The 11,489-nt window shown below is 66.4% G+C and carries 9 protein-coding genes; 5 read left to right on the top strand and 4 right to left on the bottom strand.

Annotated elements, in window-relative coordinates; translation table 11 throughout:
- The first annotated feature begins 28 nt into the window (after positions 1-28).
- Both EL272_RS02425 and EL272_RS02420 read left to right on the top strand, forming a co-directional pair.
- Positions 29-907: an ABC transporter ATP-binding protein gene (locus tag EL272_RS02425; RefSeq protein WP_041697095.1), complete on the top strand. Its 879-nt coding sequence runs from the start codon at positions 29-31 to the stop codon at positions 905-907.
- The gene (locus EL272_RS02420; RefSeq protein WP_014845617.1) at positions 904-2,013 is read left to right on the top strand and encodes an ABC transporter permease; all 1,110 of its coding nucleotides are present in this window, start codon (positions 904-906) and stop codon (positions 2,011-2,013) included. Before EL272_RS02425 ends, EL272_RS02420 begins: the two co-directional genes overlap by 4 nt.
- 60 nt (positions 2,014-2,073) lie before the next feature.
- On the opposite strand, the gene EL272_RS02415 is transcribed toward EL272_RS02420, so the two are convergent.
- Together EL272_RS02415 and EL272_RS02410 are read right to left on the bottom strand one after the other, a co-directional pair.
- A complete protein-coding gene (locus EL272_RS02415; RefSeq protein ID WP_126409320.1) occupies positions 2,074-2,475 on the bottom strand; it encodes a hypothetical protein in 402 nt (133 codons plus the stop codon).
- 663 nt (positions 2,476-3,138) lie between these two features.
- On the bottom strand, positions 3,139-3,423 hold the full coding sequence (locus tag EL272_RS02410) for a hypothetical protein (RefSeq protein WP_051014907.1): 285 nt from the start codon (positions 3,421-3,423) through the stop codon (positions 3,139-3,141).
- A gap of 557 nt (positions 3,424-3,980) precedes the next feature.
- Between EL272_RS02410 and EL272_RS02405 the strand changes: the two genes are divergently transcribed.
- On the top strand, positions 3,981-5,204 hold the full coding sequence (locus EL272_RS02405) for an MFS transporter (protein WP_061788201.1): 1,224 nt from the start codon (positions 3,981-3,983) through the stop codon (positions 5,202-5,204).
- 96 nt (positions 5,205-5,300) lie between these two features.
- Here the strand turns inward: EL272_RS02405 and purB are convergent, their stop codons facing one another.
- Both purB and purD read right to left on the bottom strand, forming a co-directional pair.
- Positions 5,301-6,731 (bottom strand): adenylosuccinate lyase, encoded by a 1,431-nt coding sequence (purB, locus tag EL272_RS02400; RefSeq protein WP_061788200.1) that lies wholly within the window; start codon positions 6,729-6,731, stop codon positions 5,301-5,303.
- Between the two features lie 376 nt (positions 6,732-7,107).
- Complete coding sequence (purD, locus tag EL272_RS02395; RefSeq protein ID WP_061788316.1) at positions 7,108-8,334, bottom strand: phosphoribosylamine--glycine ligase; 1,227 nt, start codon at positions 8,332-8,334, stop codon at positions 7,108-7,110.
- 145 nt (positions 8,335-8,479) lie between these two features.
- Between purD and EL272_RS02390 the strand changes: the two genes are divergently transcribed.
- Together EL272_RS02390 and EL272_RS02385 are read left to right on the top strand one after the other, a co-directional pair.
- The gene (locus tag EL272_RS02390; RefSeq protein WP_041696133.1) at positions 8,480-10,222 is read left to right on the top strand and encodes a WD40 repeat domain-containing protein; all 1,743 of its coding nucleotides are present in this window, start codon (positions 8,480-8,482) and stop codon (positions 10,220-10,222) included.
- A 207-nt stretch (positions 10,223-10,429) separates the two neighbouring features.
- Positions 10,430-11,407 (top strand): WD40 repeat domain-containing protein, encoded by a 978-nt coding sequence (locus EL272_RS02385; protein WP_061788317.1) that lies wholly within the window; start codon positions 10,430-10,432, stop codon positions 11,405-11,407.
- Positions 11,408-11,489 lie beyond the last annotated feature (82 nt).

Raw genomic sequence — 11,489 nt, 5'->3', positions numbered from 1 at the left:
CCGGGTCCCAATCCGTAGCGTTGAGGTCATGATCAGCGTACGGAACGTTCACCGGTTCTTCGGTGACAAGCATGTGTTGAACGATGTCTCCTTCGACATCAGGCCCGGCCTCATGACGGGTTTCGTCGGCGGCAACGGGGCCGGCAAGACCACGACCATGCGGATCATCCTTGGGGTGCTGGCGGCCAATGAGGGACAGGTCCTGGTCGACGGTCAACCCATGAACGCCGATCAGCGCGCCACCATCGGTTACATGCCGGAGGAACGCGGCCTCTACCCGAAGATGAAGATCATCGACCAGCTCGTCTACCTGGCCCAGCTGCACGGCAGCGACGCGGCCGAGGCGCGCCGCTACGGCCTGGAGCTGCTGGAACGTCTCCAGCTCAACGGCAAACCCACCGACACCCTGGAATCGCTGTCGCTCGGCAACCAGCAGCGGGTGCAGATCGCTGCGGCCCTCATCCACCGGCCCAGCGCCCTGGTCCTGGACGAACCGTTCTCTGGTCTCGACCCGGATTCGGTGGACATCACCGTCGACGTGCTCCGCGAGGTCGCAGCCACGGGCGCCCCCGTCCTGTTCTCCTCACACCAGCTCGACGTGGTGGAACGGCTCTGCGACCAGCTCGTGATCATCTCCCGGGGTGAGATCCGCGCCAACGGCACCCGGGCCGAACTCCAGGCCGCCAACGCCGGCAACGAGTGGGATCTCGAGATGAACGCCGACACCGGCTGGGTGCGTGACGTCGTCCCGGTGATCGAGTTCGACGGAGGTTACGTCCGGTTCCAGGCACCCGACGAGGAGACCGCCAACCGTGTCCTGGTGGCCGCCCTGGAACGCGGCACCGTCAGCAACTTCCAGCGCGTGACCCGCAGTCTGCACGAGATCTACAAGGAGATGGCCCAGTGAACACCCAGACCCCCACCCGTCAGAGCTTCTGGAGCACCGTCGGTATCGTCGCCAAGCGGGAAATCGTGGTGCGGTGCATGTCGAAGTCGTTCATCGTCTCGACGCTCATCACCCTCGCCGTCATGTTCCTCGCCGTCGTTTTCACCCCGCAGATCGGAAAGTGGATGGACGGCGGCGCCACCACCGTCGCCACCACCGCGGACCTCGCCCCGCGGCTCAGGAACCTGCCGAACGTCACCGTGGTCGAGGTCGCGGACCCGGAGGCGGCGCGCAGCGCCGTGCTCTCCGAGGACGCGAAGGCCGCCGTGGTTCCGGACGCGTCGAACCCGCTGGGAATCGAGGTGCTGTCGCTGCGGGACGCCCCCACCGGCCTGCTCTCGTCCCTGTCGGTGTCCCCTAACGTTCAGCTGCTCGACCCCAACGCCCCGCATCCCGCTCTTCGCTATTTCCTGGGAATTGGTTTCGGCATGGTGTGGATGATGGCGGCCATGGTCTTCGGCATGGGCATCGCCAACTCGGTGGTCGAGGAGAAGCAGACGCGCATCGTCGAGATCCTGCTGGCCAGCATCTCCTCGAGGGCACTGCTCACCGGGAAGATCATCGGTAACTCCGCCGCGGCACTGGCGCAGATCCTCGCCATCGCGGCCACTGTCCTCGGGGGACTGGCGATCAACGGCAGCGTCCTGCCGGTGGCGGACCTCGTGTGGCCCATCGTCTGGTTCGTCGTCCTGTTCCTGTTCGGGTTCGTCATGATCGCGGCCCTGTACGCGGCGGCCGCCGCGCTGGTCTCCCGCACCGAGGATCTCAACACCGCGCTGCAGCCCCTCAGCTGGCTCGTGATGCTGCCCTATCTCGGCGTCGCCGTCGGCACCAGCAATCCCCTGGCCATGACGGTGATGAGCTACATTCCGTTCTCCGCCCCGGTCGCCGTTCCGGTGCGCATCTTCCTCGGCCAGAGCGCCGGCTGGGAGCCCTTCGCCTCACTGGCGCTGCTCGTCCTCACCACCGTCGCGACGGTCTGGTTCGCGGCCCGGATCTACGACCGTGGCCTGCTGCGCACCGGTAAACCCATGAAGTGGCGGGAAGCCATCGCCGCTGCCTCGTGACCTTCCCGGCAGAAGGGGCTGTCGACCGGACAAGACCTGGTCGACAGCCCCTTCGCCACGTCACCGCTGTACGACCCTGAACAGCGCCCCGGAGGTCAGGCCGATGAGAAACATCACACCTATCAAGATGCCGATCACGAGCAGGATGGCGCGGGCGAAGTTCTGTTTGGCGCGCGAGAAACTCGACGAGAACGCCATCACCAGGACCGTGATGAGGTTCACCAAGGGGATGACCATGAGGAGCACGACCCCGACCCAGCTCGCGACACTGTCGCTGTTCGGGTCCTCCCAGCGTTGGGACGGGAACTGGCCCGCGGCGTAGGGGTCATACCTGGACGATGACTGTTCGGGTGCATACAGGTAGCGGTTGGAGGTGGCTGCCTCGTCCGTCTGGCAGGACTGCTCGGTAGTGGCACCGGCGGATCCGGTTGACGCGCCGACCGGTTCGGAAGCTTCACCCACTTGACTGGTTGATTCACCGAGCATGAAATCGGGGGTCCCGCTACCCGAAGGTTCCGGTTTGGTTGGATTAGTGTTCTGGGAAGACTGGTTCATGACGCTCCTCTGAACTCCTGACAGTCTTGGAATGCTAACCCTCCAAGGGTGCAGACGTGACGGAAACCCAAGAGTTGCGGGGTGAAACCAAGGGGGTGTTCTTCCGGAAGCGAGCAGGTCGGCTCAACCAACTTCCGCCCCTCAAGCTGGTTGAGCCAGCACGTGAACGTCCTCTCCCTGAAACTGGTTGAGCCAGCACGTGAACGTCCTCTCCCTGAAGCTGGTTGAGCCGGGCCGCGACGAAGGAGCAGCCCGTGTCGAAACCATCCGACAGCCAAACAGCAGACCCGTTGAGGAAGCCACATCCTGCCCGGGTTACAGTGATGATGCGCGCGGCAGTAGCGGTGCGAAGTGAGCTCGGCAGCCTTCCGGACGGTCGGTGAGCCGGGTTTCGCGCTTCATGGTGACGGTTACTCGAGCCCGTCGACGAGTGGCGCGATCCGACGCTTCCGGTCGCCAACTTTGACATGGCTCCAAGCGATCGCGTCAGGGACCCACAACAACTGCCGCGGCCATCGCGTATCCCTTGAGGCTTGTTCACAGGCAACGCCTCGGCCAGCGAAGCCCTGGTCAGACAACACTTGAGGACGGCTGTGAGTAAGCATCCGTGATGGTCTTCGCATCATGAAAACTGCCCACTGATGGTTTTGAGATCCAGGCGAGGTGTCCGGCCACCCGCGGATCCACCCTCGTCGTGTGGTGCTTTCCTGAGTACAGTTCGGGACGCTTCGACCATGACCAGCAGGGCGCCAGAGTGCCGTCGATGATGTACTGGCGGTCCGGGTCGAGGTCCCCCACGCCGGGCACCCAGCCTTGGAGGAGTTCGGCGATCAAGGGGGTGTAGACCGCCACCACTCGTGAGACGGTGGTTTGGGAAACCCGCGTGAATGTCGGCCAACAACTCCTGAGTGAGATTGTGCCCGAGCATCAACAAAGTGACCTGGATGCGACGGAACAATCCCAGGGCACGAGACCCTGCTGCCGGACAGGTTTCCGGAACGGGGGTGGATCAGTTCATACGGACCAAGGATCTGGTCACGGTCAAGGCCTGTGGTAGCATTCACGGCAGCGGTTTGTCTTTCTCCTGAGATTCTTTGTGGCGGGACACTTTGAATTGTCTCAGATCAGGCAAGCCGTCCCCACACTCCCTCGAGACAAAACGCCACTTGGGGAAATTCAAAAACCCCGTGAATAAGCCCCAAGGACGCAGCATCATGGATTGAACACCGACTGCAATCAAACCAGGCTTCAATCCACAATCGGATACCGCACCCCGAACGAAGTCCACCAGGAATAGGAGACAAACCGAGACGGCAGCTCAAACCACAATCCAGATTTTCGCCACCCTCCACAAAACCTATAGCAGCCCGGCTTGAAGAGGACGTGAACATGCCGAGAGCATCGGAACCTTCGTGAGCAACCTTGAATACCGCAAGCTGTGGGTCGGGAACGCGGCATCCAACCTCAGCGATGGACTGGTATTCATCGCCATGCCCCTGATTGCCACTGCGCTGAGCAAAGATCCGTTGGCCGTCTCCGGCCTGACTGTTGCCTACACGGTTCCCCGGATCGGTGCGGTGCTCGGTATCGGCGTCATGATCGACCGCTTTGATCGCCGTCATCTGCTGTACGTGGCGAATCTCTTGCGATTCCTCGCCTACGGCGCCCTCGCCATCCTGTTGGTAAAAGGTGCCGTGAATCTACCCCTTCTCTACATCATCTACGCCGCAGTGGCGCTGGTCGAGACCACATCCGACACGGCAGTGTTCTCTGTACTCCCGTCAATCATTCCGGCCAAGGAACTCGATCGGGCGAACTCGCAGATCACCGGCGCTCAGCTCGTCATTGATGAATTCGTTGGGCCCCCGTTGGGAAGTTTCCTGTTCGCGGTGGCCGCCGCACTGCCCATTGGGGCTAGTTCCTTTGCCTGCGGCGTCGCCTCCCTGGCCTTCTTCCTCCTACGGGGACCGTACCGAGGTAGTGAGGCTGGTGCGGAACGTACATCCATCTGGAACGATCTGAGTACGGGCCTGGCGTGGCTCCGCAGGAACGAGATCGTCGCTGGCCTGGTCGCGATCAACGGGTTAGCGAGCGTCGCCTACAGCCTGCCTTTCTCGTTCCTCGTTGTTTTCGCTCAACGCATCCTTGGGCTGGACAGCGGAGGCTACGGACTCATGATGTCTTTCTCGGCGTTGGGTGGGCTCCTGGGGAGCTTCGTTTCGCCACGGCTCCGTCAGCGATTCGGGTACGGCACCAGCATCGTCCTGGCTCTGTTTCTGGGGGCTGTCTCGATCACCATCTGCGGAGCCACTTCGAACACCTTCGTTGCAGCAGTAGCGATGGCCGCGTACATCTGTCATGCGGTGGTCTGGAGTGTGCTCGCCGGCTCGGTTCGACAGAAGATCATTCCGCAGGACCTGTTGGGACGAATCGGGTCTGCGGGACGGCTGCTGAGCTATCTTGGCATTGCGACCGGGGCGGCTGCGGGTGGCTGGATGGCTGCGACACTGGATCTGCGGGTCCCGTTCTACGTGTCTGGGCTGTGTTTCCTGGGATGCGTGGCGATTTCGGTTCGTCTCCACGGCGCGATTCGCGCCTGGGAGAGTACTCAAGACGAGACGGCCGTCACGGAATGAGGCTTATTCACAGGCGACGCGTCGATCGGTAAAATCCATGGTCAGAGCGCGGTTGAGGGTGGCTGTGAATGGGCCTTTTAAATGCGGGGTTTTTCCCTACAGCACGGCTCCCGGGCGGTAGGCGGCCGCCTCCGGGTGGGTCGCCGTGATTTCCGCGACCTCCTCCGCGATCCGCGCCACCTGCGCCCCGGCGGTGCCTGCCAGGTCGAGGGGGTCGGTGACCAGCGCACCCAGTTCGTCGCGGGTCAACCTGAGGCGGGGGTCGGCGGCGAGGCGGTCGAGGAGATCGTTGGTCCTCATGCCGTGGCGCATCTCCAGCGCGACGGCGACCGCGTGTTCCTTGATGGCCTCGTGGGCTTCCTCGCGACCCACTCCCCTGCGCACCGCCGCCATCAGTACCTTCGTGGTGGTCAGGAAGGGCAGGTAGCGATCCAGCTCGGCGGCGATCACCTCGGGGAAGGCCCCAAAGTCGGCGAGCACGGTGAGGAAAGTCTCAAACAGCCCGTCGAGCGCGAAGAACGCGTCGGGCAGCGCCACCCGCCGCACCACCGAGCAGGAGACGTCGCCCTCGTTCCACTGGTCCCCGGCCAGCTCACCGATCATGGAGACGTGGCCGCGCAGGATCACCGACAGCCCGTTGACGCGCTCGCAGGAGCGGGTGTTCATCTTGTGGGGCATGGCGGAGCTGCCGACCTGCCCCTCCTTGAACCCCTCCGTGACCAGTTCGAGACCCGCCATCAAGCGGATGGTGGTGGCCACGTTCGACGGGGCCGCGGAGGTTTGCGCCAGGGCGGTGACGACGTCGTAGTCGAGGCTACGCGGATACACCTGTCCCGTGGAGGTGAGAACGGCCTCGAAACCCAGCTCGGAGGTGACCCGGCGTTCCAGCTCGGCCAGCCTGTCGGCGTCGCCGCCGAGAAGGTCGAGCATGTCCTGGGCGGTTCCGACCGGCCCCTTGATCCCGCGCGCCGGATAGCGGGCGATGAGCTCCTCCACCCTCCGGTACGCCACCAGCAGCTCGTCGGCGGCGGTGGCGAACCGCTTGCCCAGGGTGGTGATCTGGGCCGCGACGTTGTGGGAACGACCGGTCAGCGGCTGCTCGGCCCATGCGACGGCCAGCCGGGCCAGTTGCGCCAGGGCGGCGACGACGCGGTCGCGGATCACGCGCAGCGAGGACAGGACCTGGTACTGCTCGATGTTCTCGGTGAGGTCGCGCGAGGTCATGCCCTTGTGGACGTGTTCGTGGCCGGCGAGGGCGTTGAACTCCTCGATCCGGGCCTTGACGTCGTGGCGGGTGACGCGTTCCCGTGCCGCGATGGATTCGAGGTCCACCTCGCCTGTGACCGCCTCGTAGGTGGCGATCACCTCGTCGGGGTCGGAACCCCCGAAGTCGACACCCAGGTCACGTTGGGCGCGCAACACCGCCAGCCAGAGCCGTCGCTCGGCGACCACTTTTGCCTCGGGCGCCCAGATGGCGCGCATCTGCGCGGAGGCGTAACGGGTGGCCAGCACATTGGGAACGCTCATGCGGGCAACTCTATTGTCTCCACCACTTTTTCTCCCGATTCCCGGAGGTTCCATGGGGGTGAAGGGCCCCTTGAATCCGGTTGAGTCGGCAGCCGAATGACAAACCTGGCTCAAGTCCCCAGATACGCGCAGGATGGTTTCGACACGACCCACTCGCTGACGCTCGTGAGGATCGGCTCAACCAGCTTCACTGCTTCCAAGCCGGTTGAGCCGGGGAGCGAGGAACGAGCGACCCGAGTCGAAACCCCTGACGCCCGGCAGCCAGAACCCGACCACAAGACCCCGAACACAGTCGCTCTGGTTTCGACACGACCCACTAGCTAACGCTCGCAGATCGGCTCAACCGACTTTGGGGAAAGTTCTTCCCGCGGGCCTCTCAGTGCGGGATGCCGATGTCGGTGCGGTGGAAGCCGTCGGGGAAGTTCACCCGCGACAGGTGGTCGTAGGCGCGACCGCGGGCCTGTTCCAGGTCCTCTCCCAGCCCGACGATCCCCAGCACCCGTCCCCCGGATGCGACGAGCCTCCCATCGATCGTTGCCGTCCCGGCGTGCACCGTCCATGCGCGGTCGGTGTCGGCGGGCAGCTCGATGTTTCCTCCCCCGACCGGGGTGCCGGGGTAGCCCCGCGCCGCCTCGACGACCACCACGGCGGCTCCGTCACGCCACCGCAGCGGCGGCAGGCCGGCCAGTTCGCCGCGGGCCGCGGCGCGCAGCACACCTGCGAGGGGGGTTTCCAGCAGTGCCAGGACGGCCTGGGTCTCGGGGTCACCGAACCGGACGTTGAACTCCACCACCCGCACCCCGCGACCGGTCAATGCCAGTCCCGCGTACAGCAGCCCGGAAAATGGCGTACCGCGACGCCTCATCTCCGCCAGGGTCGGGTCGATCACCTGGGTCATGACCTCCTCGACGAGCCCGTCCGGCGCCCACGGCAGCGGGCAGTAGGCCCCCATGCCGCCGGTGTTGGGGCCGGCATCGCCGTCGCCGACGCGTTTGAAGTCCTGGGCGGGCAGCAGCGGCACCGCGGTGACGCCGTCGCAGATCGCGAACAGCGAGAGCTCCGGTCCGTCGAGGAACTCCTCGATCACCACCTTCCCGCAGGCCTCGGCGTGCGCCAGGGCGGCGGCGCGGTCGGGGGTGACGACGACCCCCTTGCCTGCCGCCAGGCCGTCGTTCTTGACGACGTACGGCGGGCCGTAGGCGTCGAGGGCGGCGGCGGCCTCGCCGGGCGTCGCGCACACGCGGGCGGACGCGGTCGGCACCCCGGCGGCGCGCATCACGTCCTTGGCGAAGGCCTTGGAACCCTCCAGTTCGGCGGCCGCCGCGGACGGGCCGAAGCAGTCGATGCCGGCCTCCCGGACGGCGTCGGCCACCCCCGCCACCAGGGGCGCCTCCGGTCCCACGACCACCAGGTCGGCCCCGACCCGACGTGCCAACGCGACCACGGCCGCGGGGTCGGAGGGGTCGACGGCGTGCAGGGTCCCGATCCCGGCCAGCCCTGGATTCCCGGGTGCGGCGTGCAGCTGAACGGAGGGATCGGCGACGAGGGCGCGGCCCAGGGCGTGTTCGCGCCCGCCGGAGCCGAGAAGCAGAACAGTGGTCACACCCCGAGCTTAGAGGCTTCGCAACCGGGTTCCCGGCGCCCACCGTCCCGGCCTGTCGGGCGTTCGGCCGACAGTGGATCTCCTTCGCCGTACCGGAGTCTCGATTAACCTGTATCCATCGGCGACTAGAGGCACGAGGAGCCAGATGAGCATCCACCCGGGATCAGCTGCACATCTCGCCATGCACGCCGAGGTCCCCCCTGACGAGGAGGTTACGCTTCCCGCCCGGTCGGGGGTGCAGGCGTGGCTGCAGGAACTGGCCGAGAACGAACTCGCCATGGACCGCATCAATCCGCGTGAGTTGACCCAGCGGATCATGCAGGACGCCTTCGGGCGGTACTCATTGCCGCCCCGGGTCTCGGGGATGCTGGCCGCCAGCCATCTGCTGCGCGACGCGGACCCGCAGGACCGGCAGGGCATCCGGCAGCTCGCCACCGCCTGGTTCACATCCATGCCCCCGAGTGCCGTCGACGAGTCCACATGGTTCGTCCGGCAGGCCGTTCGGCGCCCCCAGACCCCGCATCTGACGTTGGTGGGACATGCCGGGGACGTCACCGAGCTCTCCAGGTGCAACGCCCGCGACGGCCGCACCCTGCTCGTCTCCGAGAGCGACGACGCCACCACGCGGCGCTGGGACCCCGGAACCGGCGAGGAGACCGACGAACCCGTCGACTCACCGCTGTCGGGCATCCCTGCCAGACGCGAGGCCACGTTCACCAACGCCTACGGCCGGACGCTGCTGGCGGTTCCCGACGGAAACAACGTCAAGATCACGGACCGCGCCACCGGCGAGGAGGTTGGGGTTCCGCTGCGCGGCCACAGTTTCCAAGTGACGGCCGTGTCCTCCTTCTACGGTCCCGCCGGCCGTCCGCTGCTGGCCTCCGCATCCCGCGACCACACCATCCGGATCTGGGACCCGGCCTCCAAGTCCCGTCCGGCGGCCAGATTCGTCGAGCAGCTGGACGAGATGCAGGTGGTCACCTGGTTCATGGCCGCCGATGGATCGCCCCGGGTCGGCACCATCCGGAACACCTACGACGACGTCCTCCAGATCTGGGAAACCGACACGGGCCAGTGGGTCGGGGAGTTGAACGCCCACCCCGGGCAACTGTGGACCGAGGCCCGCAGCGTCCGGTTCACCGCCCGGCAGTGCGGCCAGATGCTCGCCATCGCGGAGCAGGAGTCCCTGCGGATCTGGGATCTCGATTCGGGGCAGCTCGTCGGTGAACCCCTCACCGGGCACGCTGCGCGCATCAACGACATCCTGGGCTGGACCACCCCGTTCGGGGAGATCCGGCTTGCCACCGCCAGCAGCGACGGCAGCATCCGGCTCTGGGATCCGGTCAAGGGCACCCAGGTCGGCCGGTCGCTCACGGGCCACGTCGGACCGGTCAGGGCCCTGTGCACCTTCAACACCCGTCACGGCGACGCCTGGTTGGCCTCCGTCGGCGACGAGGGCGCCATCCGCATCTGGGACCCCGACGTGGGACGGCCGATCGGCAGGCCCCTGAAGGGGCCGTCCTGCCCGATGACCTGCGTGGTCGCTTTCTCCGCGGCAAACGGTGAACCCCGGTTGGTCACCACCGGGGACGACTGCATCGTCCGCGTCTGGGACCCGGGCAACGGACGGCAACTGGGTCGGCTCAGCGACGGCGAGGAGAATCTCTGCGATGTCGTGCTGGTGGGAACGAACCGGGAGGGCCGCACACGTCTGGTCACCTCGGGGCTCGACCGTTCCATCAGGTTCTGGGACATCGCGACCGGCAGGATGACCTACGCCATGCACGCCTTGGACTACGCCGAGACCATCATCTCGTTTCGTTACGGAGACCTGGCCGTGAGCCTCGACGACGGCTGGGCGTTGCTGCGGCTGCCGCCGGGGGTCTAGGGGATCATCATCCCGCCCGGCCCGATCGCCCGGCCTGACGAAGGTCTCGCACCGGGTCTCCTGGCTCGAGCCCTCCACCACCTGTCGGAGGCAACCTGATTTCCTGTCGGTGACTCCGGGTACTGTTCAAGCCATGATCGACCTGCATGCCCGTTCCCGGGGACATCGAACAACACGCGACGCCGCGAGCCCGGGAGGCTGAATCCGATGCGTCGGTTTCCGAGGAAGATCGTCGCCGCCACCACCCTGGGGGTGCTCACCCTGGCCCGGCTCAGGCACGCGCGAAGGCGTGGTCTGGTCAGGGCCATCACGACGTTCACCACGCCGGACGGGAAACCATGGGTGGTCACGCTCGGGCGCGGTCGTTTCGTCTCCGTCTGGGATGCCGGTTCGGGACGCCGGTTGCGCAGGTTGCCGGTCAGCGACGGCCCCGTTCACGTGGCCGCCTTCGCATCGAGCACCGGCACTCCCCGGCTGGCGGTGCTAGCGGGCAACCGGAGCATCCAGCTCTGGGATCCGGAGACGGGAGACCGGGTCGGTGAGTTGCGGGTCAGTGAAACGGCCCCGGGTTCCCGGTTGGCGACGTGGCGCACCCCGTCGGGCCGGCCGCGGGTCGCGGTCATCTGCGGCGACGGCGGAATCCGCGTCCTCGATCCAGAGGCCGGGGAAGGAAACGAGGTTCCGCTGATCGGCCACGAGGGCGCGGCCACCGATCTCGCGACCTGGCGCACCCCCGACGGCCAGCTGCGGCTGGCATCCAGCGGAAACGGTGTCACCCTGCTGTGGGACCTGGAGACCGGGCGCGAGGTGGGGCGGCTGGAGGGTCCCCGCAAACGGTTGAGCAGCGTCACCGCCCACACGGCCCCGGAACGAACCCTGCTGGTGGTGATCGACAAGGACGGCGGTTACACGCTCTGGGACCCGGATGTCGAACAGCAGGTCGCATCCCACCGGCTTCCGGTGGGTCTCGAACCGGGGCTGGCGGTGCCGCTCCCCCGCCTGCGCATCGCCACGGGGCATCGCGACGGCACGGTCCGGGTGACGGATCCCGCGACGGGGGATCAGCTCCACGAGACCCGTTTCAGGAGACCGGTGCGGGCCATCGCAGCTCTTCCCGACGGGGTGCTGGTCGGCCTGGACAACGGCTGGAGGACGGTACGGCTCGCCGAGGACAGCGCGACCTGAATCGCCTCGCCCGGCCGGTTGGCACCCTGAGAGTCGGTCTCGACGACGGTTGGGGGGTCGTCCGGGTGCCCGTATGAGTCCC

The organism is Arachnia propionica (assembly GCF_900637725.1).
In the GTDB taxonomy this organism is placed as follows: Bacteria; Actinomycetota; Actinomycetes; order Propionibacteriales; family Propionibacteriaceae; genus Arachnia; species Arachnia propionica.
This window is presented reverse-complemented; position numbering and strand designations above follow the sequence as displayed.